We start from the raw sequence: 26,983 nt of genomic DNA, 5'->3' as shown, positions 1-26,983 counted from the left end.
CACACCTCGCATCCGGCCAAATGTTACAAAGCACTACCAATTATGTGCACTTCGTCATAATCCTGACTTTTGCCCACTGAAAAGCATTGATAATTCGCGTCGCGAAAAATAACCTAAAGACGGTAGTTAATTCGAGGGTATTTATAACTACCCCTGGCCTTTTGGTCTTTTATATTTTCGCCGTTTAAGGCGTTTTAATTCGTCAAAGAGGAATAATCTATGCGTACGTTCAGTGGCAAACGTAGTGCGCTGGCGCTGGCTATTGCCGGTGTGACAGCAATGTCGGGCCTGGTGGTGACACCAGAGGCAAAAGCAGCAGGTTTCATCGAAGATTCTACCCTCACTGGCGGTATTTATTACTGGCAGCGTGAACGTGACCGTAAAGATGTCACAGAAGATAAATACAAAACCAACCTCTCTCACTCCACCTGGAACGCCAACCTGGACTTCCAGTCAGGCTACGCCGCCGATATGTTCGGTCTGGATATTGCCGCGTTTACGGCGATTGAAATGGCTGAAAATGGCGACAGCGGCCACCCGAACGAAATTGCCTTCTCCTCCAGTAATAAAGCCTATGACGAAGACTGGTCGGGGGATAAAAGCGGTATCAGCCTTTATAAGGCCGCAGCGAAATTCAAATACGGCCCGGTATGGGCGCGTGGGGGCTATATTCAGCCAACCGGCCAGACGCTGTTAGCGCCGCACTGGAGCTTTATGCCTGGTACCTATCAGGGGGCAGAGGCCGGGGCTAACTTTGACTATGGTGATGCAGGTGCGTTGAGCTTCTCCTATATGTGGACCAACGAGTACAAAGCGCCGTGGCACATTGAGATGGACAAGTTCTACCAGAACGATAAGAAAACCAAAGTCGATTACCTCCACTCGCTGGGCGCGAAGTACGATTTTAAAAACGATCTGGTTCTGGAAGCTGCATTTGGTCAGGCGGAAGGCTATATCGATCAGTATTTTGCTAAAGCCAGCTACAAATTTGATATCGCCGGTAGTCCGCTGAGCACCAGCTACCAGTTCTACGGTACGCGCGATAAGGTCAGCGATGGCAGCGTAAATGACATTTATAACGGTACCGCGTGGCTGCAGGCGTTAACCTTCGGCTACAAGGTCGGTCAGGTTGATTTGCGTCTGGAAGGCACATGGGTGAAGGCTGAAGGGCAGCAGGGCTACTTCCTGCAGCGTATGACGCCGACCTATGCCTCATCCAACGGTCGTCTGGATATCTGGTGGGATAACCGCTCAGACTTCAACGCCGACGGCGAGAAAGCGGTCTTCTTCGGCGCCATGTATGACCTGAAAAACTGGAACCTGCCGGGCTGGGCGGTGGGCGCTTCTTACGCTTACGCCTGGGATGCAAAACCAGCAGACATGGCGACGCCGGATGCGTACTACGATCCAAACTATCGCCTGAAAGAGTCCTCCTACAGCCTGGATGCTATCTACACCCTGCAGGATGGCCGCGCGAAAGGCACGATGTTCAAGCTGCACTTTACGCAGTATGACAACCACTCCGATATCCCAAGCTATGCGGGCGGTTACGGCAACATCTTCCAGGATGAACGTGACGTCAAATTCATGGTTATCGCCCCATTCACCATCTTCTGATGAGCACACCGGCGGGCTGAGTCCCGCCGGTCTGGAGACTGCATATGATGAAAAAAATCGTAATCGTCGCGCTGATGGCATCAGGGCTGGTGGCGTGTGTTCAGACTCAGGCGCCGAAAGAGGACGCCCGTCTGAAGGAGGCGTATAGCGCCTGTATTAATACCGCGGAAGGATCGCCTGAGAAGATTGAAGCCTGCCAGAGCGTGCTAAATGTGTTAAAGAAAGAGAAAGCGCATGAGGCGTTCGCGACGCAGGAGAATGTTCGCGTGATGGATTATCAGGCCTGCATCCAGGCACGTAAAACCGGTAACGATCAGGAAGTGGCGAAGCGTTGCGATAAAATCTGGAACGAGATACGCAATAACAACAAATGAGTTGATCTACGCCCGGTGGCACTTTGCTGACCGGGCTTTTTTAATGCAAAAAAAAGCCAACCTTACGGCTGGCTCAGAGTATGAACGCTAACTTATTTTGTGTCGTGAGCGTGTTCATTCTCGCGGCAATCCCCTTCAGCGCAGTGACCGTAAAGGTACAGGCTGTGGTTGGTCAGGCGAATGCCATGACGAGCTGCGATTTCACGCTGACGCGCTTCGATGGAATCATCGCTAAATTCAATGACCTTGCCGCAATCGAGGCAGATCAGGTGATCGTGGTGATGCTGCTGGGTCAGTTCGAATACAGATTTACCGCCTTCGAAATTATGACGGGTAACAATGCCCGCGTCATCAAACTGGTTCAGCACGCGATATACGGTAGCCAGCCCAATCTCTTCACCCATGTCGATAAGACGTTTATAAAGGTCTTCCGCACTGACATGGTGATTGTCTGGACCCTGAAGCACTTCCAGGATTTTTAACCGAGGAAGCGTTACTTTCAGGCCAGCCTTCTTTAATGCGGTATTGTTGTCAGTCATGCGGAATCTGTCCTGTTGCTAAACGATTCACTTCTCTGGGAAGTGACAGAAAATGCACCTGGGATAATGCGTCTCATTATAGAACTGCCATGCCTAAATGAAAACTGCAAGTCTCAGGCAAAGTATGCTTATAAAAACGTGGTATCACCTACAAACTTGCTCAATGGAAACCACATTTTGCCAGGGAGACATTGTACAGGTCTGGACGAAAAAGTTAAAAGTTTGTAGCAATTAATTTAATCGGTTTTACCTGGAAAAGGGGCGCAACCCGCGTTGCGCCGTAAAAAATCAGGCGTTGAGAATATCGTCCAGATGCAGTTCTTCGCGGATCTGTTTAACCCACTTCTCTACACGCTCTGCGGTCAGTTCTGGCTGACGGTCTTCGTCAATGGCAAGTCCGACAAAATGATCGTCATCGGCCAGGCCTTTAGAAGCTTCGAAGTGGTAACCGGCAGTCGGCCAGTGGCCCACAATAACCGCGCCATTAGGCTCAATGATGTCGCGAATCGTCCCCAGCGCATCACAGAAGTACTCGGCGTAATCTTCCTGATCGCCACAACCGAACAGGGCAACCAGCTTGCCGTTGAAGTCCACCTCTTCAAGCGTCGGGAAGAAATCGTCCCAGTCGCATTGGGCTTCACCATAGTACCAGGTTGGAATACCCAGCAGCAGAATGTCATAGCCCTCGAGATCTTCTTTGCTGCTCTTGGCGATGTCATGCACATCAGCAACGTCTTTACCGAGCTGTTTCTGAATGTTTTTTGCGATATTTTCGGTATTGCCGGTATCACTGCCGAAGAAAATGCCGATGATTGCCATGAGTAAAATAACCTCTTGAAACTTAATGGTATGGTGGCGCAATTCGGCCACGGATAAGGGCAATAATAGCAGAACTGGCAACCGTGCGGAAACCGCTATCGCGCAGGACTGCACTCTGTGCTACATGAAAAGGGCGATAAAGGGGTTTTTCAGACTTATGCCTGGCTGCGCAGCGTCTCAAGTTGGGCGATGAGCATCTCTTCAATAAGCTCGCTGCGGCTGATGTTACGCGCCTCTGCCAGTTCGTTAAGCGCATCGACCGCGTCGGCGTTGAGCTTCAGTTCGACACGCTTAAGCCCACGATTTTTATCGCGTTTAAGCTGATTGCGTTTATTGATACGCAGCTGTTCATCGCGCGAAAGCGGATTCGTTTTCGGTCGTCCCGGTCGACGCTCATTCGCGAACAGATCTAGTGTCGTACGGTCCGTTTGTTCTTTGGCCATGATTATGAGACTTCGGGGGAAACACGCCGCCCTGCTAAAGCCCGGGCGATAAGCGCGCCATCATACATCACCAAAAACGGCACGCCAACGACTGGAAGCCCGTCATCTTCCAGTCGCTCTCTTTTTAATCAATTTGCAGTATCAGCGAGATAGCGGCGAATGGCGCGCAGTACAGCATCAGGTTTTTCCGCATGCACCCAGTGTCCGGCACCGGCAATGACGTGGGCGCGCGCCTGCGGGAATTGTGCCAGCAGCGTGTCGCGGTACGCGTCGGTAATATAAGGAGAGTTACCGCCGCGAATAAAGAGGGCAGGGTGCGGCCAGGCGGGAACGGTTTCCCAGCCCACGATGTTGTTGTACTGGTCCCACAGCACCGGCACGTTAAAACGCCACTGCCCGTCAACAAACGACTTCAAAAGGAACTGCACCACGCCTTCTTCATCAAGATGCTCACGCATAACCGCTGCCGCCTGCTGACGAGTGGAAACGCCAGCTTCGGTTACGGCATTGATCGCCGCGAAAATCTCATCGTGACGGCGAACGTCGTAATCCACAGGCGCAACGTCAATCACCACAAGCCCGGAAATTCGCTCTGGCGCCAGCGCGGTGAGCGCCATAACCGCTTTACCGCCCATTGAATGCCCGATGAGGGTCACCTTCTGCAGGTTGTGCGCGTCCAGCGTATCCAGCAGATCCTGTGCCATTGCCGCATAGGTCATTTCGTCTGAGCGGCCGGAAAGCCCGTGGTTGCGCATATCGACCTGTAAAATATCGTGATCGGTAACCAAATCGCGGGCCAGCACGCCCAGGTTATCCAGGCTGCCAAAAAGTCCATGAACCAGCACGATGGGGGAATTATTGTTCGGCGATTGTGCAGTTTGCGCTCGGGTATTCAATTTCATGGCAAAGTTCTTTTTTTACGTATGTCAGGTTAGGGTATCATGTTGACCATTCTGCCGCCCGGCTGCAAGGTTCCAGTTTAATCTGACTTTTGCCGCCAACCTGGTTTGACGCTATCCGCTGTTGGGATTTGACCTTATAATCCCAATGACTTGTATTCAGATAAGATATCGCACTGGATTAAGATGAAAACAATCGAAGTTGATGACGAACTCTATCAGTATATTGCCAGCCAGACGCGGCATATCGGGGAGAGCGCGTCCGACATTTTACGGCGCATGCTTAAAATTTCCGCCGCTTCACAGCCTGCCACCCCAGTTACCAAAGATGTCGTGTCTCAGCCGAGCGTTGCTGCACAAGCAAAACCTGCCGTGACGCCGGTAAAAGATAAAGTGCGCGCGATGCGCGAACTGCTGCTCTCCGACGAATATGCGGAGCAGAAAAAGGCGGTTAACCGTTTTATGCTGGTGCTGTCTACACTTTACTCCCTGGATAACAAAGCGTTTGCTGAAGCGACCGAGTCGCTGCACGGCCGTACCCGCGTCTATTTCGCGGGCGACGAGCAGACGCTGCTGCAAAATGGCAATCAAACCAAACCTAAACATGTCCCTGGCACTCCGTACTGGGTGATCACCAATACCAATACGGGCCGCAAGTGCAGCATGATTGAACACATCATGCAGTCCATGCAGTTCCCGGCGGAATTGATTGAAAAGGTTTGCGGTACAATTTAACCCTTGCATCATAAGGACCCGGTAATGGCAAATCACAGCCGTGCAGGCCAACCTGCACAACAAAGCGATTTGATTAACGTCGCTCAGCTGACCGCGCAGTATTACGTGCTGAAACCGGTCGTGGGCAACGCAGAACACGCAGTGAAGTTTGGTACATCTGGTCACCGCGGCAGCGCGGCGCGCCACAGCTTTAACGAACCGCACATTCTGGCCATTGCTCAGGCCATTGCGGAAGAGCGCGCTAAAAACGGCGTTACCGGTCCGTGCTACGTGGGCAAAGATACCCATGCGCTGTCTGAACCGGCGTTTATTTCCGTGCTGGAAGTGCTGGCGGCGAACGGTGTGGACGTGATTGTTCAGGAGAATAATGGGTTTACTCCAACACCGGCGGTATCAAACGCGATCCTTGTGCACAACAAAAAAGGTGGCGCGCAGGCTGACGGTATCGTCATCACGCCATCCCACAACCCGCCGGAAGACGGTGGTATCAAATACAACCCGCCTAACGGCGGCCCGGCTGACACTAACGTCACCAAAGTGGTGGAAGATCGTGCAAACGCGCTGCTGGCCGACGGTCTGAAAGGCGTTAAACGTATTTCTCTTGATGAGGCGATGGCCTCCGGCCACGTGAAAGAGCAGGATCTGGTTCAGCCGTTTGTGGAAGGGCTGGCGGATATCGTCGATATGGCGGCGATTCAGAAAGCCGGCCTGAAGCTGGGCGTGGATCCGCTGGGCGGCTCCGGTATTGAGTACTGGAAGCGCATCGCCGAGCACTACAAGCTGGATCTGACCATCGTGAACGATCACGTCGATCAGACCTTCCGCTTTATGCACCTGGACAAAGACGGCGCGATCCGTATGGACTGCTCCTCCGAATGCGCGATGGCGGGCCTGCTGGCGCTGCGCGATAAATTCGACCTGGCGTTTGCTAACGACCCGGACTATGATCGTCACGGCATCGTCACCCCTGCCGGGCTGATGAATCCGAACCACTATCTGGCTGTTGCAATCAACTACCTGTTCCAGCACCGTCCGCAGTGGGGCAAAGAGGTGGCTGTCGGTAAAACGCTGGTCTCTTCTGCGATGATCGACCGCGTGGTGGACGCGCTGGGCCGCAAGCTGGTGGAAGTGCCGGTAGGCTTCAAGTGGTTCGTTGACGGTCTGCACGACGGCAGCTTTGGCTTCGGCGGCGAAGAGAGCGCAGGCGCGTCCTTCCTGCGTTTCGATGGCACCCCGTGGTCAACCGATAAAGACGGCATCATCATGTGCCTGCTGGCGGCGGAGATTACCGCGGTTACCGGTAAAAACCCGCAGGAACATTACAACGAGCTGGCTGCACGCTTTGGTGCGCCAAGCTATAACCGTATTCAGGCTGGCGCGACCTCTGCCCAGAAAGCGGCTCTGTCCAAACTCTCTCCGGAGATGGTCAGCGCAAGCACCCTGGCAGGCGATCCGATCACCGCGCGTCTGACGGCGGCACCCGGTAACGGTGCGTCTATCGGCGGCCTGAAAGTGATGACCGAAAATGGCTGGTTCGCCGCGCGTCCGTCCGGTACGGAAGATGCGTACAAGATCTATTGCGAAAGCTTCCTCGGCGCTGAGCATCGCCAGCAGATTGAGAAAGAAGCGGTAGAGATTGTCAGCGAAGTGCTGAAAAACGCATAAGTCGTGTTCTGGTGCGGGCTGATGCCCTCACCCCGGCCCTCTCCCACGGGGAGAGGGAGAAAACACTAAAAACGGCAACCTCAGGGTTGCCGTTTTGCTTTTACCTAACTGTGTTTGTTCTTCAATTCAAATCTCGGCGACACCAGACCGTACAGCGTCCAGCCCATAAAGGTCACTATCGCCCCGTACAGCATCGCTTCCTGGCCGGACGAGTAGAGCGCATAGAAGCTGTATATCGCCCCAACCAGCGCCACGATATTCGCTACTCGCGCTTTGTGCGGATCCACCTTCGCCACCTTCTGAATGATCGCCAGCGCCGCCATCGACAGAATATACGGGATGATGTTCGTCACCACCGCCAGGTTGACCAGCACGTTGAACTGGCTGTTCAGCGACGGGCTGATGGTCATTAGCGATAATCCGCTCTGGAAGATGACAATTGCCAGCATACCCTGCATCGGCGCATCGGCTTTGGTCACGCGGGAGAAGATTTTCGGGAAATAGCCTTCATCTGCCGAAGATTTAAAAACCTGTGCAATGGTGAACTGCCAGCCAAGCAGCGATCCGCAGCAGGACATCACCATCAACCCCATGATCACTTTCCCGACTTCCGGGGTGAACATCTGCGCAAAGGCCAGTCCGAACGGTGCCGTGGAGTTAGCCAGATCCATGTTTGGCACGATCCCCGCTATCACGTTGGTTGAAACGATATAGATCACCGCCGCGCCCAGCGTCCCGCCGAGAACCGCAATCGGCACGTTCTTCTCCGGATTTTCCACCACTTCCGCATTTGCGCAGGCGGATTCCAGGCCCAGGAAAGCCCAGAGCGTCATGGCGATAGACGAGCCCACGGCGGTGAAGAACGGCACATGGTGCGGGTTCCAGGAGTTGGCGTACAGCGTCGGGCTGAACCAGAACCAGCCGATGATGCACAGACCGACCACCGGGATGATCACGCCCCAGACGGTAATGCTGCTGAGCTGTCCGGTGATGCGCGCGCCGCCAAAGTTGGCGACGGTACAGATCCACAGCACGCCGATGGTCGCCAGCCCAATTTGCACCGGGCTGAGCGTCGCGCCAAACAGCTCCGTACCGTAGCCCACGGCGGAGATGGCAATCGCCACGTTGGCGATCAGCAGCGACACCCCATAGGTATAGTTCGCCATAAAGTTGCCGGACTTGCCGAAGGCGTACTCGGCATAGCCGCCCATGCCGCCTGACTTGCGGCTGAACATCCCGCACTTGGCAAACGCCCACGCCAGCGCCATCGATCCGACAGCCGTCACCAGCCAGGAGATGATAGAGATGGTCCCCACCTCGGCAAGCTTGGTGGGCAGCATGATAATCCCGGAGCCCATCATGTTAACCATGGTGAGGATAGTCAGCTGCACCACGCCCATCTTATTGGACTTGCTCATAATTTTTCTCCTTTCAGCAGCGATGGCTGAGCAGCGGATTGTTTGATGACGTAGCAGCGAACCTGTTTGCGACCCTCACACTCCTCGACGTACACGCCCTGCAGCTCCGGCGCGAAGCCCGGCAGCAGGTTGATGCCTTCTTCCAGCGCGGCAAAGTAGCGCAGCACGGAACCGCCCCAGACTTCCCCTGGAACCACGCACAGTACCCCCGGTGGGTAGGGGAGAGCGCCTTCGGCGGCGATGCGGCCTTCCGCGTCGCGCAGGGAGACCAGCTCGACCTCACCGCGCAGGTAGGCGTAGTTCGCGTCCTGCGGGTTCATCATCACCCGCGGGAAGTGAGACTTGCGGAACATCTCTTTTTGCAGCTGCTTCACGTTATGGCGGGCGTACAGGTCGTGCATTTCCTGGCAGATCTGGCGCAGAGTGTAATCCGCGTAACGTTCCGGATGCTGTTTGTAGAGGGAGGGCAGGACGTCTTTCAGCGGCACATCGCTCTCAAGCAGTTTTTCGAAGCGCACCAGCTGGGCGACCAGCTGCTGCAGCTTGCCCATGTCCTCCGCAGGGGTGAGCAGGAACAGGATCGAGTTGAGATCGCATTTTTCCGGCACGATGCCGTTTTCACGCAGGAAGTTGGCGAGAATGGTGGCAGGCACACCGAAGTCGTCATACTCCCCGGTGCGGGCGTTAATGCCCGGCGTGGTCAGCAGCAGCTTGCACGGGTCGATAAAATACTGATGCTCAGCGTAGCCTTCAAAAGCGTGCCAGCGTTCACCCGGTACGAAATGGAAGAAGCGCAGATCGGTTGCAATCTCTGCCGTGTCCCAGCTTTCCCACGCGCGGCCATCCACCGTCTCGGGCACAAATGGACGAATAAATCGGCAGTTCTCCAGGATCAGCTTGCGCGCCTCAATGCCCGTCACCACGCAGTCCATCCACATGTTGCGGCCGCTTTGCCCCTCATGCATGCGGGCGTTAATGTCCAGCGCGGCAAACAGCGGATAAAACGGGCTGGTGGAGGCGTGCATCATAAAGGCATTGTTGAGCCGCTTATGTGGGACATAGCGCTGCTGGCCTTTGATGTGGCTGTCCTTCTTGTGAATTTGCGAGGTCTGCGAGAAGCCAGCCTGCTGTTTATGCACGGACTGGGTGACCAGGATCCCCGGATCGTTTTCGTTCAGCTCCAGCAGCAGCGGCGAGCAGTCGGCCATCATCGGAATAAACTGCTCGTAACCCACCCAGGCCGAGTCAAACAGGATGTAATCACACAGGTGCCCAATCTTATCCACCACCTGACGGGCGTTGTAGATGGTGCCATCGTAGGTGCCCAGCTGGATCACCGCCAGACGGAACGGACGCGCATCGCGTGCACGGCCAGGCGCCACCTCTGCCACCCGTTCACGCAGGTAACTCTCCTCAAAGCAGTGCGCGTCAATGCCGCCGATAAAGCCGTACGGGTTGCGCGCGGTTTCCAGATAGACCGGCGTTGCGCCAGCCTGGAGGAGGGCACCGTGGTGGTTAGACTTGTGGTTATTACGGTCAAACAGCACCAGGTCGCCTGGGGTGAGCAGGGCGTTAAGCACCACTTTGTTGGACGACGAGGTGCCATTCAGCACGAAGTAGGTCTTATCGGCGTTAAAGACTTTTGCCGCATGCTGCTGGGCAATGCACGGTGCGCCTTCGTGGATCAGCAGATCCCCCATCGCCACGTCGGCGTTGCACAGATCGGAGCGGAACAACGTCTCGCCAAAGAAATCGACAAACTGATTGCCGGCAGGATGACGGCGGAAAAACTGCCCGCCCTGATGCCCCGGGCAGTCAAACGCGCTGTTGCCCTGCTTCACGTAGTCGACAAGGGCCCGGAAAAACGGCGGGCGCAGCTGGGTTTCATACTTCTGCGCGGCCGCTTCCAGCTGGCGTCCATAAAAGTCTTTGCTGGTGTCTGAATGCTCAAATACGCCGTGAATGCGCGATAAATAATCTGCCGGGATGATCTCTTCTTTGTGCGTCGCCACAAATACGGGAATGCCAAAACCGGTAGCTTCTATTTCTTCCAGGATACCGCTGGCAATATCCGTGACCGCCAGAACAATGGCGGCAACATCAATATAATCAGAAGCGCGGACATCCACCACTTCACGCTGGGTAGTAAAGCAGTCCGGACATGCACGGCTGGCTGCGATTTTTAAATTTTTCATCTTTCTCTCTTTATTTTGGTAATAAGCGTCCCTCGATTTCTTGCAAGAAAGAAATCGATAATTTTCCGGAAAAAAAGCAATGGGTAGCCGCTGATTAAAATCAGTGAATTGCTTTTTTGATGATTGAAATTCAGTCCGCCCGGTGCGGATGAGTCTGAATCAAGATGAATGAGCGCACGAGTTCACAGGCAATTGCCTGTAAGTTAAGGTTTTTCAGAATAACCTGTAAGCGAGTGCGCCAGAAGTCGAAGGACTACCGGGCATTAAAGAGATGAAAGTCAAAGCAGTTTCGGTGGGCAAACATCATAATATGCGTTGTCCGCCTTATATGGGGCATTAAGCGATTGTTGTTTTCCATGTTTCATATTCCTTTCAGTAATTGAAAGCATGGTCATTTTATCCAGGCAAAGGCGATTAACCGTGAAGCAGATCACCATTAACCGATCATTTCAGAAATAATTAGTCGCTTTTGATGAATAATGCAGATCAAAATTCTGAATTGTTAGTGTCACGTTAATAGATTGTGTTGTGAATGTTTGATGTGAGCGTAAATAATCAAAAAAATAACGGTTGGGATATTTGTGAAATATTTTCTGAGAGGTTTCGTTTTTATTTAAAAATAAATTGAATAGTTATTCAAAGCATAAACCGATAACCGATACCGGTTTCAGTTAATAAATGACGGGGGCGCGCGGGGTCAACTTCAAGTTTCTGGCGAAGATGTCCCATATATATGCGTAAATAGTGACTATGCTCCACCGCGTTGGGTCCCCACACCTGACTTAACAGCTGGCGCTGGGTGAGTACTTTACCGTGATTATTAAGCAGCACGGCGAGCAGGCGAAACTCGATTGGCGTGAGATGGATTTCTTCTTCACCGCGCACAATACGTCGCGCGGCCAGATCAACCCGGATATCCCCAAACGTGTAGGTTGGGTCAGCAGGCGTGGTTGCGCTGTGGCGACGCAGGGCCACGCGAAGGCGGGCCTGTAGCTCGCCGATACCAAAAGGTTTTATCAGATAGTCGTCCGCCCCGGCATCCAGCGCGGCGATTTTATCCGTCTCTTCAGTACGGGCGGAGAGCACCAGAATCGGCATCTGGCTCCACTGACGTACCTCGCGGATAAAATCGATGCCGTCACCGTCCGGCAGGCCAAGATCGAGGATCACCAGGTCCGGCTTGCGGGTCGCGGCTTCAATTAGCCCCCGCTGAAGCGTACCCGCATCATGAACGCGCAGACCATCACCTTCCAGCGCTGCGCGCAGAAACCGGCTAATGGCGATCTCATCTTCAACAATCAGAACGTTGATCACAAATCCTCTGGTAATTCATTCAGTTCCGGCGGGGTTTCCAGAGGAAGTGTAACACAAAAACGCGCGCCGCCTTCCGGACGATTTTCCGCGAAAATGGTTCCGCCATGAACATCAATTATTGCCTGACAAATCGCCAGCCCCAGCCCCACGCCCGGGATGGCAGACTCCTTATTGCCGCGTGCGAATTTTTCGAAAATAGCCATCTCCTGTCCGGCAGGAATGCCCGGCCCGGTATCCCAGACGTCAAGACGAAGCGTGTCGTCGTCCACCGTCGCATCCACCCCAATCCGGGCGCTGGCACCCGCATATTTGCCGGCGTTTTCCAGCAGGTTAATCAACACTCGTTCAAACAGCGGACCGTCAACGTGAATTAACGTCAGGGGCTCGGGCATGTTCAGCGCAATATGCCGCCCACCGAGGCCGGGTTCGAGCATTTTCAGCGCGCTGCCCACCACCTCTTCAAGCGTGAGCCACTCTTTTTTGAGGTTAAAACCGCCTGACTGGATCCGCGCCATATCGAGCAGGTTATTCACCAGACGCGTGGTATTGAGCACGTGCTGACGGATTTCGCTGGCCTGCATGGCGTGTTTTGAACCTTCCGCTGCCAGGTCCAGCGTCAGGATTTCCGACTGGCCAAACAGGACAGTAAGAGGTGTGCGCAGGTCGTGAGACAGCGCCGCCAGCAGCGAGTTACGAATGCTTTCGCGCTCGCTTGCCAGCCGGGCCTGCTCTTCGCTGGCGGTGAGGGCCAGCCGTTCCAGCGCGCTGGCAACCAGCAGCGTAAAGGTCTCTAGCAGTCGCTGCTGTTCGGGGATCATCAGCTGGCGCAGATTAGAGGGCTCCACGATAACCAGCCCCAGGTTTTTGTCGGCGCTGCGCAGGGGCAGAATTTGATAGGGCACGCCGGGCAGGGTGTCGGTCCCTGCACCCGCCGGTAGCCCTTTATCAAAGCTCCAGCGGGCGATGGCTTCGTCCCAGGGCGTCATGCCCGAGGCCGACGTCAGCGGGCGCAGCTTGCCGTGATCGTCCGGGAGTAAAATCAGGTTGCTGGCATGAAAGGTCGAGCGAATAAACTGCTCGCTGGTCTGCACAATATCCAGCGGCGTGCGGCCTACCGCCAGCGATTTCGACATCTCATAAAGATGCCGCGTGCGCTGTTCGCGATAGCGGGCGATACGCGCCTGGTAGCGCACGCCAGCCGTTAAGTTCCCTATCACCAGCCCGACAGTGAGCATCACGGCGAAGGTGAGGATGTACTGTACGTCCGAGACGGCGAGCGTCCCGCGGGGGGCAATAAAGAACAGATCGAAGCTGATGACGTTAATAACCGTCGCCAGTACCGACGGCCAGCGTCCGTAAAAGAGCGCCACCACTACCACGCCCAGCAGGTAGATCATCACCAGGTTGGCCGCGTCGAAGGCAATCAGCCATTTGCTGGCGATTATAGTGATCAGGGCGCAGAGCACGACGGCGACAAAACAGCCGCGGAGCTGAATGCGCCATTTATCGCTGAAGGCCCGGCTGTCCGGCGCGCGGCTGGGGAGGGGAGCAGGTTTATCATCCAGCGCCACGATCACCAGGTCCAGATCCGGCGCGCGGCGGGCCAGTTTGTCGGCAAAGGATTCGCGGCTAAACCAGCGGCGATGCTGGCGGCGGCCAATGACAATTTTCCCCAGGTTATGCTCCCGCGCGTAGCGCAGAATGGCCTTATCTTCCTGCGGATCGGAAAGGGTAGCGGTTTCGGCACCCAGCTCCTGCGCAAGGCGCAGCGAGCTCAGGATCGCGCGGCGCTGGTTTTCGGGCAGAGCGTGCAGCTGCGGCGTTTCGACATACACCGCATGCCAGACGCTGCCAAATTTGGCCGCCAGGCGCGCGGCGGTGCGGACCAGTTTTTCATTGCCGCTGCCGTGCCCCACGCACAGCAGAATGGCATCCCGCGTATGCCAGACGCGCTCCTGTCCCTGCAGGTCGCGCCAGGCGCGCATCTGATCGTCAACGCGATCGGCAGTACGACGCAGGGCCAGCTCGCGCAGGGCAATCAGGTTACCTTTGCGGAAGAAATGTTCGATGGCGCGCTCGGCCTGGCCGGCAATATAAACCTTGCCTTCGTGCAGGCGCTGGCGCAAATCGTCAGGAGGCAGGTCAACCAGCACCACCTCATCGGCAGAATCAAAGAACGGGTCGGGCACCGTCTCGCGCACCTGAATGCCGGTCACGCCGCTGACTACGTCGTTCAGGCTTTCAAGATGCTGAACGTTAACTGTTGTGAACACATCAATGCCGGCCTCGAGCAGCTCTTCAACATCCTGCCAGCGTTTGGGATGGCGTGAGCCTGGCGCATTGCTGTGCGCCAGTTCGTCCATCAGGATAAGGGCGGGACGGCGGGCGAGGGCGGCATCAATATCAAACTCCGTAACTAAACGACCACGGTGGCTGATGCGGCGGGGCGGCTGGGTAGCCAGCCCCTTCAGCAGCGACGCCGTCTCTTTGCGTCCGTGGGTTTCAACCACGCCGATCAGAATATCGAGCCCCTGCGCCCGAAGCCGCTGGGCTTCCGTCAGCATGGCGAAGGTTTTCCCGACGCCCGCGCAGGCGCCAAAGAAAATTTTCAGTTTGCCGCGATGGGCTTCAGCCGTCTGTTCAAGCAGCCTGTCCGGATCCGGGCGCATGGGCTCGTCGGTCATTTAGTTTTTCCTTAGCGCGTCCAGCGCCAGATTCAGCTCAACAATATTTACCACGGGCATGCCGATGAAGCTGACCAGCGGCTTTTGCGTGTGCTCTGCCACCAGCTTGCTCACCTGTTCCACGGTCAACTGACGGGCGGCGGCGACGCGCGGGATCTGCCAGGCCACCGCTGCCGGCGTCAGGCTGTAGTCCAGCCCGCTGGCCGAGGCGGTCACCAGCTCTACGGGCACCTCGCGGCTGGCCTGAGGATTGGCGGCACGCAGGGTTGCCACGCGTTCAGCGACGGCTTTGTCCAGCTCCGGGTTGCTGCCCGCCAGGTTACTGCCGCCGGATGCCATCGGATTATACGGGCTTTCGGCAGTGGCGGAAGGGCGTCCCTGGAAGTAGCGAGCATCCGTAAAGTTCTGACCAATCAGGCGTGAACCGCGGTTTTCGCCGTTTTGTATAATCAGCGAGCCGTTGGCCTGATCCTTAAACCACCACTGGCCCAGCGCGGTGGTTACCAGCGGGTACAGCCCGCCGGTAATGAGAGACAGCAGAATAAACAAAAGTATAGCGGGGCGTAACATCGTCATTTGATTCACCTTTTAAACCAGCCCGAACAGGGTCAACAGCAGGTCGATAGCCTTGATACCGATGAAAGGCACCACCAGCCCCCCCAGGCCGTATATCCACAGGTTGCGGCGCAGCATGGCAGCTGCGGTCAGCGGCTTATAGCTCACGCCCTTCAGCGCCAGCGGAATAAGAAAGACGATGATCAGGGCGTTGAAAATCACCGCGCTCAGAATGGCCGATGCCGGAGAGTGCAGGTGCATCACGTTCAGCGCATTGAGCTGCGGATAGGTGGCCGCAAAGGCCGCCGGGATAATGGCGAAATACTTCGCCACGTCGTTGGCGATACTGAAGGTGGTCAGCGAACCGCGCGTCATCAGCATCTGTTTGCCGATGTGCACCACCTCAATCAGTTTGGTCGGGTTAGAGTCGAGGTCGACCATGTTGCCCGCCTCTTTTGCTGCCTGGGTACCGGAGTTCATCGCCACCGCCACGTCGGCTTGCGCCAGGGCAGGGGCATCGTTGGTACCGTCGCCCGTCATCGCCACCAGACGGCCTTCCGCCTGATACTGACGAATCAACGCCAGTTTCGCTTCCGGCGTGGCTTCGGAAAGGAAATCATCCACGCCCGCTTCGGCGGCAATCGCCGCGGCGGTAAGACGGTTATCCCCGGTGATCATCACCGTTTTAATGCCCATTTTACGCAGCTGGGCAAAGCGCTCTTTAATGCCGCCTTTGACGATATCTTTCAGGGCAATTACGCCCAGCACATTCGCGCCTTCTGCCACCACCAGCGGCGTGGCCCCCTGACGGGCTACGCTTTCGACCAGGTTGTCCACTTCAGGCGGGAAGTGGCCATTGTTGGCCTCAATGTGGCGACGGATGGCATCAACAGAGCCTTTACGGATCATGCGATCCTGAATGTTAATCCCGCTCATTCGGGTTTGCGCCGTAAACGGCACGAAGGTGGCATGCAGGCTCTGAACGTCGCGCTGGCGCAGGTTAAAGCGCTGCTTGGCGAGAACAACAATGCTTCGGCCTTCCGGGGTTTCATCGGCAAGCGAGGAGAGCTGTGCCGCATCCGCCAGCGTTTTTTCATCCACGCCCGGGGCGGGTAAGAATTCGGACGCCTGGCGGTTACCGAGGGTAATGGTCCCGGTTTTATCCAGCAGCAAGACATCCACGTCACCGGCGGCTTCAACCGCACGCCCGCTGGTGGCGATAACGTTGGCACCGAGCATACGGCTCATGCCGGCCACGCCGATGGCCGACAGCAGGCCGCCAATGGTGGTGGGGATCAGGCAGACCAGCAGCGCAACCAGTACGGTGATGGTGACTGGAGTGCCGCCATAGGCGGAAAATGGCCACAGCGTCGCGGTTGCCAGCAGGAAGACGATGGTCAAGGCTATCAGCAGGATGGTCAGGGCAATTTCGTTCGGTGTTTTACGGCGTTGAGCGCCTTCCACCATGGCGATCATCCGGTCGAGGAAGGTTTCGCCCGGGTTGACGCTGCACTGGATCACCAGCCAGTCGGAAAGAATGCGCGTCCCACCCGTTACGGATGCAAAATCACCGCCGGATTCACGGATCACAGGTGCGGATTCCCCGGTAATGGCGCTTTCATCTACCGATGCGCCACCTTCAATGACTTCTCCGTCGCACGGGATGATGTCGCCAGCTTCCACCAGCACCACATCACCTTTACGTAGTTCATCCGCCGGAACGTGGTCCATCTGCGCGCCGTATTTCGGTTCACGTAATTTCCGCGCAAACGCCGTTTTTTTCACCCCTTTCAGGCTGTTGGCCTGCGCTTTACTCCGGCCTTCCGCCAGCGCTTCGGCAAAGTTGGCGAATAGCACGGTAAACCACAGCCACAGGCTGATGGCCCCGGTAAACATCGCGTTTCCCGGCATGTGACCCGTCCCCATGGCAATCGCCAGTGCGGTGGTCAGGACGCTGCCGGCCCAGACGATAAACATCACCGGGTTGTGCCATTGCACGCGCGGGCTCAGCTTTTTGACCGCATCCATAAGCGCCTGACGAACTAACGTCGGTTCGAGCAGGGCCAGTTGTTTACGACTCATGACAAATACTCCGCAAAATCAGCGTAAAGAGAGAGTTTCCGCGACCGGGCCTAACGCGAGGGCGGGGATAAAGGTCAGGGCGCCGACCAGCAACACGGTGCCCGTCAGCAGGCCGATAAACAGCGCGCCGTGGGTCGGTAACGTCCCGGTGGTGGTCGGTTGGATTTTTTTATTCACCAGCGATCCGGCAATCGCCATAACCGGCACAATGATCCCGAAGCGGCCCACGAACATGCAGAACGCCAGCAGACAGTTCCAGAACGGAGAGTTGGCGCTTAAGCCTGCAAAGGCGCTACCGTTGTTGTTGGCGGCCGAGGAGACGGCATACAGCACTTCGCTAAAGCCGTGAATGCCCGGGTTAAAGATGCCGCTACGTCCTGCTTCGGTCATCAGCGCCAGCGCGGTGCCGAGCAGCACAAGCGCCGGGGTGACCAGAATCGCCAGCGCGGTTAATTTCATCTCGCGAACGTCGATTTTTTTACCGAGGTATTCCGGGGTGCGGCCAATCATCAGACCGGCAATAAATACCGCCAGCAGTACGAACAGCAGCATGCCGTAAAGACCGGAGCCCACGCCGCCAAACACCACCTCGCCAATCTGCATCAGCCACATCGGGATCATGCCACCCAGCGCCGTAAAGGAATCGTGCATGGCGTTGACCGCCCCGCACGAGGCCGCCGTGGTGACCACCGCATACAGGCTGCTGGCGAGAATGCCAAAGCGGCTCTCTTTACCTTCCATGTTGATATTGTTGTCAGCCCCCAGCTGCATGAAATGGGGGTTGCCGCTCCATTCAGCCCACATCACCAGCGCTACGCAGACCACAAAGATAAGCGACATCGTCCAGAGCAGAGTGCGGCCCTGACGGCGATCGTTGACCACATCACCAAAGGCGAAACAGAGCGCGGCGGGGATCAGGAAGATCGCCAGCATCTGCACAAAATTGGTCAGGGCGGTAGGGTTTTCAAACGGATGCGACGAGTTGGCGTTGAAGAAGCCGCCGCCGTTGGTGCCGAGCATCTTGATGGCTTCCTGCGACGCCACTGGCCCCATCGGCAGGATCTGTTTTGCTCCTTCAAGCGAAGTATACGGGGCGTAAGGCAGCAGGTTTTGCAGGGTGCCCTGCTGAATAAAGAACAGCGCGATAAGCAGCGCAATCGGCAGCAGGATCCACAGCGTAATGCGCGTCAGATCCACCCAGGCGTTACCCAGGGTACCGATTTTCTGACGTGCAAACGCGCGCGTCAGCGCGAAAATTACTGCGATACCGCTGGCGGCAGAGAGGAAGTTCTGCACGGTTAATCCAGCCATCTGGCTGAAATAGCTGAGCGTGGTTTCACCGGCATAGGACTGCCAGTTGGTGTTAGTGACAAAACTGACCGCCGTGTTCAGCGCAAGATGCCAGGACAGGCCCGGTAACTGTTGCGGATTCAGCGGCAGGATGCCCTGCAGCATCAGCATGGCAAAAAGCGCAATGAGCCCAACGATATTCAGCAGCAGAATGGCGATCAGATATTCACGCCAGTTCATCTCCCGATCGTCGATTCCCAGCACGCGCCAGATCCCTTTTTCAACGCCTCCCGTGCCGGGCAGGGGGACGTTGTTGATCAATCGCGCCAGTCCCGTTCCCAGCGGCCTTGCCAGAACGAACAATACCACTAAGAAGCTGGCAATAAGCAAAAACGCCTGAGCAGCCATCAGAATGCCTCCGCGTTAATCAGGGCATAGACCAGATAACCCAATAACAGGAACACCAGCACGATGCCGGCAATAAGACCTGCACTCACAATCCACCTCCGGGTGACTTTTGTTGTTGTGCTAACGGTAGGATTTATGGCGCAAAGATTTCGCAAAAATCAGAAGGGTGGGTGTAAAAAAAGTATAAAAATGGAAAGCCCACAATTTAACTATTGATAAGTAAATCGTTAACTTTTTTGTAACTTAATTACGACGCGAATGTAAATATTCACTAAATGGATAAAAATAAGTGGTCGGATGAGTAGTAAAATTACAAACAAAGCGATATTATTTTATCCAGGTCACAGATTTCACATTTTCCGGAGAAGGTTTCCGGCCAACTACAGGGGAGAAAAATATGGATCTTTATAAAGAGTATCCGGCTCATATCGTGTTCATGCGTCGCACTTTCGCCGTAGTGGCTGGCGTGCTGGCCCTGCCGGTGATGCTGTTCTGGAAAGATCGCGCGCGTTTTTACAGTTATCTGCACCGCGTCTGGGCGAAAACCAGCGAGAAGCCGGTGTGGATGGATCAGGCAGAGAAAGCGACCTGCGATTTCTATTGATACAACGCTGACGCGTAGCCATAAAAAAACCGCCAATAGCAATATGGCGGTTTTTTTGTCCCTCGGGATTCGCGGTCCGTTGGGTGGTTTTTTCAAGCTCTCACACAGAGGCTTATAAGCATACGTTTGCTGGTTGAATAAGCAACTGCCTCAATCCTAAATATATTCTTAATATCAGGTTCAATGGGTTACGTTTTGCTCACGTGATGTTTACCATGCTGCGTCCCTTTCCGCCATCTCGCAAATGGGCACCGGTCCCGGGAGAGGTGTTACAACAACCGTAAGTCAGGCTCCACACAGAGCTTGTGTCCACCGATTTATCACCGGTGGTGAACGGTGGAGCGGTTAGCAGCAGGGACCGCATAGTGAAACGCTATATATGCATCGCGTTCATTGTCGCCAGCGTACTCGTTGTAAAGAGTGATGAACCTAATGCGTTTGTCGCTTTAACCACGATAGCGCAGGACAAGTAGCGTTAAGGCCGCCCCGGGCGGCCTTTTTTATTTCATCCCGTCTACACTTCATGGCAAAGTAGTTCAATGCATGCATTTTCCTTGTATGGCATGCCCTTATGGACATAATGGACAATAGCCTGGAGTTTTATGCCCACCCATCTGGTTTGGTTTCGCGCGGATTTGCGCGTACATGACAACATCGCTCTCGCGGCAGCCTGCCGCTCTGATGACGCCAGCGTACTGGCGCTATTTATCGCCACGCCTGAGCAGTGGCAGCAGCATGATATGGCTCCACGGCAGGCGGCTTACCTCAAATCACACCTGAACGAACTGCAGCACGCGCTTGCCGAGAAAGGCATTCCGCTGATCTACAAAGAGGTCAGCGATTTTACCGCGCAGCTTCATATGCTGCAGGAGATATGCCAGCAGAACGGCGTCACGCATCTTTTTTATAACTACCAGTACGAACTGAACGAACAGCAGCGGGACCGCCAGCTGGAGAAAATGCTGGGAGAGGTGGTATGTGAGGGATTTGATGACAGCGTGATGCTGGCACCGGGCAGCGTTATGACCGGCGGTCACGAAATGTATAAAGTGTTTACGCCGTTTAAAAATGCTTTTGTTAAGCGCCTGAAAGAGGCGCTGCCGGAGTGCGTACCCGCGCCCGCCGCCAGAGGAGAGGCTATAACCGATCTCCCCGAATTAACGTTCAACTATCCCCAACGGGCATTTGATGAACTTCTGTTCCCTGCCAGTGAGAAGGCCGCTATTGCGAAGCTGCGCCAGTTTTGCAAGCAGGGCGCGGGAGAATATGACGCGCGCAGGGATTTCCCGGCAATTGAAGGGACAAGCCGGTTATCGGCCTGCCTGGCGCTGGGCGTGCTCTCTCCTCGCCAGTGTTTGCATCGTCTTCTGGCCGAACAGCCGCAGGCGCTGGACGGTGGTGCGGGCTCGGTGTGGCTGAACGAACTTATCTGGCGTGAATTCTACCGCCATCTGATGACGTACCATCCCAATCTCTGCAAGCATCGTCCGTTCATTCCGTGGACCGACAGCGTAAAATGGCAGCACGATGAGGCACTTTTACAGGCCTGGCAAAAAGGGGAGACGGGCTATCCGATTGTGGACGCCGCTATGCGCCAGCTAAATGAAACCGGGTGGATGCACAATCGTCTGCGAATGATTACCGCGAGCTTCCTGGTGAAAGATCTGCTTATCGACTGGCGAATCGGAGAGCGCTATTTTATTTCTCAGCTGATCGATGGCGATCTGGCTGCGAATAACGGTGGCTGGCAGTGGGCGGCCTCTACCGGCACCGATGCGGCTCCCTATTTCAGGATTTTTAATCCGACCACTCAGGGGCAAAAATTTGATGCCAACGGCGACTTTATTCGCCGCTGGTTGCCCGCGCTCAGGAACGTTCCTGAAAAAGCGATCCATGACCCGTGGGCATGGGCGGATAAACAGGGCGTAAAGCTCAATTATCCCCGCCCGATTGTCGACCATAAACAGGCGCGCGTCGCCACGCTGGCGGCGTACGAAGCCGCCCGAAAAGTTTGAGAGAATGATGATGAAAAACAGTGAACTGGAACGTCTGATTAACGAAAAACTTAATACCGCCTCCTTTAGCGACTATGGCCCGAATGGCCTGCAGGTCGAAGGGCGCGAAACGGTGCAGAAAATCATCACCGGCGTGACGGCAAGCCAGGCGCTGCTGGATGAGGCGGTGCGTCAGGAAGCCGACGCGGTGATTGTCCATCACGGTTACTTCTGGAAAAACGAATCGCCGATTATCCGCGGCATGAAGCGCAACCGCCTCAAAACGCTGCTGTCGAATGATATCAACCTGTACGGTTACCATCTGCCGCTGGATGCGCATCCTGAACTGGGAAATAACGTCCAGCTGGCACAGCTGTTAGGAATTACCGTGATGGGTGAAATCGAGCCGCTGGTGCCGTGGGGCGAACTGTCGATGCCGGTACCGGGGCTGGAGCTGGCATCGTGGATTGAAGCGCGCCTGGGGCGCCGTCCGCTGTGGTGTGGCGATACGGGACCTGACCTGGTAAAACGCGTGGCCTGGTGTACCGGCGGCGGCCAGGGCTTTATCGACAGCGCCGCGCGCTTTGGTGTTGATGCGTTTATTACCGGCGAAGTCTCCGAGCAGACGGTTCACTCTGCCCGCGAGCAGGGGCTGCATTTTTACGCGGCAGGCCACCACGCTACCGAGCGCGGCGGTATTCGCGCCCTCAGCGAGTGGCTGACGGAAAATACCGATCTGGATGTGACCTTTATTGATATTCCTAATCCGGCCTGATGAGAGGTAGTTAAGTGCAGCGAGCGCGTTGTTATCTTCTGGGTGAAACCGCGGTAGTTCTGGAGCTTGAGCCTCCCGTGACGCTTGCCACGCAAAAGCGTATCTGGCGCCTGGCTCAGCGGCTGCCCGAGCTACCCGGCGTGGTTGAAGCTATTCCGGGTATGAATAATATCACCGTGGTGCTACGCGATCCGCACACCGGGGCGCTGGATGCCATTGAGCGTCTGCAGCGCTGGTGGGAAGAGAGCGAGGCGCTGGAGCCAGAATCGCGGGCGATTGAGATCCCGGTTGTCTATGGCGGCAAAGGTGGCCCTGACCTTGGCGTGGTGGCCGAACACTGTGGATTAACAGCAAAGCAGGTTGTGGAGCTGCACAGCTCGGTGGATTACGTCGTCTGGTTTCTGGGTTTTCAGCCGGGCTTTCCGTATCTGGGCGGATTATCTCCCCGGCTGCATACCCCGCGTCGGGCTGAGCCGCGCCTGAGCGTTCCCGCAGGAACGGTGGCGATTGGCGGTGAACAAACCGGAATTTATCCGCTTACTTCACCGGGCGGCTGGCAGCTTATCGGGCACACATCCACGCCGTTATTTGAACCCGGCCATGACGCGCCAATACTCCTGCGTCCGGGTGATACCCTGCGCTTTATCCCGCAGAAGGAGGGGGTATGTTAACGCTTATTCGCGCGGGGCTTTATACCTCCGTTCAGGATGCCGGACGCTTTGGCATGCGCCAGTCCGGCGTGAGCTACTGCGGTGCGCTCGATCGTCCTTCGCTGGAGATTGCCAACCTGCTGGTAGGCAACGCGGGCAGCACGGCGGCGTTAGAAATTACGCTGGGTCAGTGCGTTATTGAATTTGGTGAGGAGACCTGGTTCGCCTTAACCGGCGCGGGCTGTGACGCGACGCTGGACGGCAAAGCGGTGTGGACCGGCTGGCGATTGCGGGCGAAAGCCGGGCAGCGTCTGACGCTTAAGCGTCCTCTGCACGGCGTGCGCAGCTATCTTGCCGTGGCGGGGGGCATCGACGTGCCGGAGGTGTTGGGGTCGTCCAGCACCGACCAGAAAGCGGGAATGGGCGGCCATGAGGGACGACTGCTGCGCGACGGCGATCGTCTTGCGATTAAGCCATCAGCGCGCCATTTCACCACTACGCAGGGCGTGAAGCAACTGCTGTGGGGGAACGTGATCCGCGCCTTGCCGGGACCGGAATATCAGGAGTTTGATGAAGCCTCAAAAGAGTCTTTCTGGCGTTCGCCGTGGAAAATCAGCCCGCAGAGTAACCGTATGGGTTACCGGCTTCAGGGGCAGCCGCTGACCCGCACGACTGACCGGGAGCTGCTTTCCCACGGGCTGCTGCCGGGGGTGATTCAGGTGCCGGGCAACGGGCAGCCCATCGTACTGATGAACGACGCGCAAACTACCGGCGGCTATCCGCGTATTGCCTGCATTATCGAAGCGGATCGCTACCATCTGGCGCAAATCCCTCTCGGCCAGCCGATTCATTTCGTGCAGTGTACGCTGGAGGAGGCGCTAAAGGCGCGGCAGGATCGGCAGCGCTATCTCGAACAGCTGGCGTGGAGGCTTGATGGTAAAGATTGATTTAAACGCCGATCTGGGGGAGGGCAGCAGCGCCGATGCGGAACTGATGACCCTGGTCTCCTCGGTCAATATCGCCTGCGGTTTTCACGCGGGCGATGCGCAAACCATGCTGGAGAGCGTGCGCAATGCCATGAAAAACGGCGTGGCGATTGGCGCTCACCCGAGCTTCCCGGATCGGGACAACTTTGGCCGTACGGCGATGGATCTGCCCCCTGAGACGGTCTACGCTCAGGTGCTCTACCAGATCGGCGCGCTGGAGGCGATAGTGCGCGCTGAGCATGGCGTGCTGCGTCACGTCAAACCGCACGGCATGCTCTATAACCAGGCAGCGAAAGATCCGGCGCTGGCGGAGGCGATTGCCCGCGCGGTGCGGGACTGCAATCCGCAGCTGATTCTGGTTGGCCTGGCGGGTAGCGAGCTTATTCGTGCCGGAGAACGGCTGGGGCTGACGACGCGGCAGGAAGTCTTTGCCGATCGGGGATACATGCCGGACGGCAGCCTGGTGCCGCGCACGCAGGCCGGTGCGCTGATCACAGACGAAAATAAAGCGCTGGCGCAGACGCTGGCGATGGTGCGCTTCGGGCGGGTGACCGCCGTGGATGGAACATCCGCAAATGTTCAGGCCGATACGGTGTGTTTACACGGCGACGGGGAGCATGCGCTCCAGTTTGCGCGACGCCTGCGGGCGGCGTTCTCTGAAGAGGGCATTCTCGTCAGCGCAGATTGATTATAAAAGGACAATGACATGCCTGAAGGTCCGGAGATCCGCCGCGCGGCGGATAGCCTGGAGGCGGCGATAAAGGGCAAACCCCTGACCGATGTCTGGTTTGCCTTTCCTCAACTTAAGCCGTTTGAAACAGAGCTGGTGGGACAGACGGTGACCCATATTGAAACGCGCGGCAAAGCGTTGCTCACGCATTTTTCCCATAACCTGACGTTATATAGCCATAACCAGCTCTACGGTGTGTGGCGCGTCGTCGATGCGGACGAGCAGCCGCAAACGACGCGCGTGCTGCGCGTCCGGTTACAAACGGCGGATAAGGCGATCCTGCTCTATAGCGCCTCTGATATCGAAATGTTAACGCCGGAGCAGCTGCTGACGCATCCGTTCTTACAGCGCGTCGGACCGGACGTGCTGGACATGCGCCTGACGGCGAGCGACGTGAAGGCCCGACTGTTATCGCCCAAATTCCGCAACCGCCAGTTTTCCGGATTGTTGCTCGATCAGGCTTTTCTGGCGGGATTAGGCAACTATCTGCGGGTGGAAATCCTTTGGCAAGTGGGGCTGGCGCCGCAGCGCAAGGCCTCTCAGCTTAGCGATGAAAAGCTGGAGGCGCTGTCGCACGCGCTGCTGGACATTCCGCGGCTGTCGTACAACACGCGCGGCCTGGTGGATGAGAACAAACATCACGGGGCACTGTTCCGCTTTAAGGTATTCCATCGGGCGGGGAAAAAGTGCGAGCGGTGCGGCGGAGTGATTGAGAAGGCTACGATCTCTTCCAGACCGTTTTACTGGTGCCCTCGGTGCCAGATGTAAAAAAGCCGGGTGGCGGAGGTAAAAGCAAAACGGCAACGAAAGTTGCCGTTTTTAATATTTCACCCTCTCCCTGTGGGAGAGGGCATCAGGCCGCACCCAACGTTTTTTAGCGCTTCAGGTCAGACTTAAAATCACGCTGCTCGTAGCCGGTGTACAGCTGACGAGGACGGGCGATTTTCATGCCTTCGCTGTGCATTTCGTTCCAGTGCGCAATCCAGCCCACGGTACGCGCCATGGCGAAGATCACGGTGAACATGGAAGACGGAATGCCCATCGCTTTCAGGATAATGCCAGAGTAGAAATCGACGTTCGGGTAGAGTTTCTTCTCGATGAAGTACGGGTCGTTCAGCGCGATGTGTTCCAGCTCCATCGCCACTTCCAGCAGATCGTCTTTGGTGCCCAGCTCTTTCAGCACTTCATGGCAGGTCTCACGCATAACGGTTGCGCGCGGGTCGTAGTTTTTGTAAACACGGTGACCGAAGCCCATCAGGCGGAAGGAGTCATTCTTGTCTTTCGCGCGACGCACGAACTCTGGAATGTGCTCAACGGTGCTGATCTCTTCCAGCATCTTCAGCGCCGCTTCGTTCGCGCCGCCGTGCGCCGGTCCCCACAGGGAGGCGATGCCCGCAGCGATACAGGCGAACGGGTTCGCGCCTGAAGAGCCTGCGGTACGGACGGTAGAGGTAGAGGCGTTCTGCTCGTGGTCAGCGTGCAGGATCAAAATACGGTCCATCGCGCGTTCCAGCACCGGATTCACTTCATACTCTTCGCACGGCGTGGAGAACATCATGCGCAGGAAGTTGCCGGCGTAGGAGAGGTCGTTACGTGGGTACACAAACGGCTGGCCGATGGAGTATTTGTAGCACATCGCCGCCATGGTCGGCATTTTGGACAGCAGGCGGAACGCCGCGATATCACGGTGACGCGGGTTATTCACGTCAAGTGAGTCGTGGTAGAACGCCGCCAGCGCACCGGTAATCCCGCACATCACCGCCATTGGGTGAGAGTCACGACGGAACGCATGGAACAGACGGGTAATCTGCTCATGGATCATGGTGTGACGGGTTACGGTGGTTTTGAATTCATCGTACTGTGCCTGCGTCGGCTTTTCGCCGTTCAGCAGGATGTAGCACACTTCCAGGTAGTTGGATTCGGTGGCTAACTGATCGATGGGGAAGCCGCGATGGAGCAGGATACCTTCGTCACCGTCAATGTAGGTGATTTTGGATTCGCAAGATGCGGTAGAGGTAAATCCAGGGTCAAAGGTAAATACTCCTTTGGAACCCAGCGTACGGATATCAATAACATCCTGACCGAGCGTGCCTTTTAGCACATCCAGTTCAATAGCATCATCACCATTTAGGGTGAGTTTTGCCTTTGTATCAGCCATTTACGGTCTCCTTAGCGCCTTATGCTTAAGACTGCTTTTACCGGATTTG

The 26,983-nt window shown here is 56.2% G+C and carries 25 protein-coding genes; 11 read left to right on the top strand and 14 right to left on the bottom strand.

Annotation, left to right across the window (positions count from 1 at the left end; translation table 11 throughout):
• The first annotated feature begins 219 nt into the window (after window positions 1-219).
• The gene (chiP, locus tag A6013_RS19075; protein WP_028012359.1) at window positions 220-1,617 is read left to right on the top strand and encodes a chitoporin; all 1,398 of its coding nucleotides are present in this window, start codon (window positions 220-222) and stop codon (window positions 1,615-1,617) included.
• Between the two features lie 47 nt (window positions 1,618-1,664).
• On the top strand, window positions 1,665-1,991 hold the full coding sequence (chiQ, locus tag A6013_RS19070; RefSeq protein ID WP_028012360.1) for a ChiQ/YbfN family lipoprotein: 327 nt from the start codon (window positions 1,665-1,667) through the stop codon (window positions 1,989-1,991).
• A 92-nt stretch (window positions 1,992-2,083) separates the two neighbouring features.
• Here the strand turns inward: chiQ and fur are convergent, their stop codons facing one another.
• The 4 genes from fur to ybfF all read right to left on the bottom strand — a co-directional run bounded on the left by fur (window position 2,084) and on the right by ybfF (window position 4,694).
• Window positions 2,084-2,530, bottom strand: a complete 447-nt coding sequence (fur, locus tag A6013_RS19065; protein WP_028012361.1) for a ferric iron uptake transcriptional regulator — start codon at window positions 2,528-2,530, stop codon at window positions 2,084-2,086.
• A gap of 288 nt (window positions 2,531-2,818) precedes the next feature.
• Window positions 2,819-3,349, bottom strand: a complete 531-nt coding sequence (fldA, locus tag A6013_RS19060; protein ID WP_008501067.1) for a flavodoxin FldA — start codon at window positions 3,347-3,349, stop codon at window positions 2,819-2,821.
• Between the two features lie 155 nt (window positions 3,350-3,504).
• A complete protein-coding gene (ybfE, locus tag A6013_RS19055; protein WP_014883017.1) occupies window positions 3,505-3,792 on the bottom strand; it encodes a LexA regulated protein in 288 nt (95 codons plus the stop codon).
• A 128-nt stretch (window positions 3,793-3,920) separates the two neighbouring features.
• A complete protein-coding gene (gene ybfF / locus A6013_RS19050; RefSeq protein WP_045630861.1) occupies window positions 3,921-4,694 on the bottom strand; it encodes an esterase in 774 nt (257 codons plus the stop codon).
• A 183-nt stretch (window positions 4,695-4,877) separates the two neighbouring features.
• On the opposite strand from ybfF, the gene seqA reads away from it, so the two are divergent.
• Together seqA and pgm are read left to right on the top strand one after the other, a co-directional pair.
• Entirely contained in the window at window positions 4,878-5,426 is a 549-nt protein-coding gene (seqA, locus tag A6013_RS26930; protein ID WP_028012363.1) for a replication initiation negative regulator SeqA, read from the top strand.
• Between the two features lie 24 nt (window positions 5,427-5,450).
• Window positions 5,451-7,091: a phosphoglucomutase (alpha-D-glucose-1,6-bisphosphate-dependent) gene (gene pgm, locus A6013_RS19040; protein WP_028012364.1), complete on the top strand. Its 1,641-nt coding sequence runs from the start codon at window positions 5,451-5,453 to the stop codon at window positions 7,089-7,091.
• Between the two features lie 104 nt (window positions 7,092-7,195).
• On the opposite strand, the gene potE is transcribed toward pgm, so the two are convergent.
• The 9 genes from potE to kdpF form a co-directional block, all read right to left on the bottom strand.
• Window positions 7,196-8,509, bottom strand: coding sequence for a putrescine-ornithine antiporter (gene potE / locus A6013_RS19035; RefSeq protein WP_069733580.1), 1,314 nt, complete (start codon window positions 8,507-8,509; stop codon window positions 7,196-7,198).
• The gene (gene speF, locus A6013_RS19030) at window positions 8,506-10,704 is read right to left on the bottom strand and encodes an ornithine decarboxylase SpeF (protein ID WP_069733579.1); all 2,199 of its coding nucleotides are present in this window, start codon (window positions 10,702-10,704) and stop codon (window positions 8,506-8,508) included. The genes potE and speF overlap by 4 nt, the downstream gene beginning before the upstream one ends.
• A gap of 253 nt (window positions 10,705-10,957) precedes the next feature.
• Complete coding sequence (gene speFL, locus A6013_RS25415) at window positions 10,958-11,062, bottom strand: leader peptide SpeFL (protein ID WP_003858645.1); 105 nt, start codon at window positions 11,060-11,062, stop codon at window positions 10,958-10,960.
• A gap of 278 nt (window positions 11,063-11,340) precedes the next feature.
• Complete coding sequence (gene kdpE, locus A6013_RS19025) at window positions 11,341-12,018, bottom strand: two-component system response regulator KdpE (RefSeq protein WP_008501074.1); 678 nt, start codon at window positions 12,016-12,018, stop codon at window positions 11,341-11,343.
• Window positions 12,015-14,702 carry a two-component system sensor histidine kinase KdpD gene (kdpD, locus tag A6013_RS19020; RefSeq protein WP_069733578.1) on the bottom strand — a complete coding sequence of 896 codons (2,688 nt, stop codon included), beginning with the start codon at window positions 14,700-14,702 and terminating at the stop codon, window positions 12,015-12,017. The genes kdpE and kdpD overlap by 4 nt, the downstream gene beginning before the upstream one ends.
• Complete coding sequence (kdpC, locus tag A6013_RS19015) at window positions 14,703-15,278, bottom strand: potassium-transporting ATPase subunit KdpC (protein ID WP_045261086.1); 576 nt, start codon at window positions 15,276-15,278, stop codon at window positions 14,703-14,705.
• 12 nt (window positions 15,279-15,290) lie between these two features.
• The gene (kdpB, locus tag A6013_RS19010; RefSeq protein ID WP_028012370.1) at window positions 15,291-17,339 is read right to left on the bottom strand and encodes a potassium-transporting ATPase subunit KdpB; all 2,049 of its coding nucleotides are present in this window, start codon (window positions 17,337-17,339) and stop codon (window positions 15,291-15,293) included.
• 18 nt (window positions 17,340-17,357) lie between these two features.
• Complete coding sequence (gene kdpA, locus A6013_RS19005; RefSeq protein ID WP_069733577.1) at window positions 17,358-19,037, bottom strand: potassium-transporting ATPase subunit KdpA; 1,680 nt, start codon at window positions 19,035-19,037, stop codon at window positions 17,358-17,360.
• Window positions 19,037-19,126, bottom strand: a complete 90-nt coding sequence (kdpF, locus tag A6013_RS19000) for a K(+)-transporting ATPase subunit F (RefSeq protein ID WP_014069365.1) — start codon at window positions 19,124-19,126, stop codon at window positions 19,037-19,039. The genes kdpA and kdpF overlap by 1 nt, the downstream gene beginning before the upstream one ends.
• 308 nt (window positions 19,127-19,434) lie before the next feature.
• Between kdpF and A6013_RS18995 the strand changes: the two genes are divergently transcribed.
• The 7 genes from A6013_RS18995 (at window position 19,435) to nei (ending at window position 25,544) form a co-directional block, all read left to right on the top strand.
• Window positions 19,435-19,641 carry a YbfA family protein gene (locus A6013_RS18995; RefSeq protein WP_014069366.1) on the top strand — a complete coding sequence of 69 codons (207 nt, stop codon included), beginning with the start codon at window positions 19,435-19,437 and terminating at the stop codon, window positions 19,639-19,641.
• A gap of 602 nt (window positions 19,642-20,243) precedes the next feature.
• The gene (phrB, locus tag A6013_RS18990; protein WP_069733576.1) at window positions 20,244-21,656 is read left to right on the top strand and encodes a deoxyribodipyrimidine photo-lyase; all 1,413 of its coding nucleotides are present in this window, start codon (window positions 20,244-20,246) and stop codon (window positions 21,654-21,656) included.
• A gap of 10 nt (window positions 21,657-21,666) precedes the next feature.
• Window positions 21,667-22,410 (top strand): type 2 GTP cyclohydrolase I, encoded by a 744-nt coding sequence (locus tag A6013_RS18985; RefSeq protein ID WP_069733624.1) that lies wholly within the window; start codon window positions 21,667-21,669, stop codon window positions 22,408-22,410.
• Between the two features lie 14 nt (window positions 22,411-22,424).
• Window positions 22,425-23,081: a 5-oxoprolinase subunit PxpB gene (gene pxpB / locus A6013_RS18980; protein ID WP_063942827.1), complete on the top strand. Its 657-nt coding sequence runs from the start codon at window positions 22,425-22,427 to the stop codon at window positions 23,079-23,081.
• Window positions 23,075-24,007 carry a 5-oxoprolinase subunit PxpC gene (pxpC, locus tag A6013_RS18975; protein ID WP_028012375.1) on the top strand — a complete coding sequence of 311 codons (933 nt, stop codon included), beginning with the start codon at window positions 23,075-23,077 and terminating at the stop codon, window positions 24,005-24,007. Before pxpB ends, pxpC begins: the two co-directional genes overlap by 7 nt.
• The gene (pxpA, locus tag A6013_RS18970; protein ID WP_069733575.1) at window positions 23,994-24,734 is read left to right on the top strand and encodes a 5-oxoprolinase subunit PxpA; all 741 of its coding nucleotides are present in this window, start codon (window positions 23,994-23,996) and stop codon (window positions 24,732-24,734) included. Before pxpC ends, pxpA begins: the two co-directional genes overlap by 14 nt.
• An 18-nt stretch (window positions 24,735-24,752) precedes the next feature.
• Window positions 24,753-25,544, top strand: coding sequence for an endonuclease VIII (gene nei / locus A6013_RS18965; RefSeq protein WP_069733574.1), 792 nt, complete (start codon window positions 24,753-24,755; stop codon window positions 25,542-25,544).
• A gap of 106 nt (window positions 25,545-25,650) precedes the next feature.
• Here the strand turns inward: nei and A6013_RS18960 are convergent, their stop codons facing one another.
• A complete protein-coding gene (locus A6013_RS18960) occupies window positions 25,651-26,934 on the bottom strand; it encodes a citrate synthase (RefSeq protein ID WP_028012378.1) in 1,284 nt (427 codons plus the stop codon).
• Window positions 26,935-26,983 lie beyond the last annotated feature (49 nt).

Origin of the sequence: Enterobacter sp. IF2SW-B1 (genome assembly GCF_001743375.1) — a bacterium.
Lineage (GTDB): Bacteria > Pseudomonadota > Gammaproteobacteria > Enterobacterales > Enterobacteriaceae > Enterobacter > Enterobacter bugandensis.
Note: the sequence above shows the minus strand (reverse complement) of the source record. Positions and strands in the feature narration are given on the sequence as shown.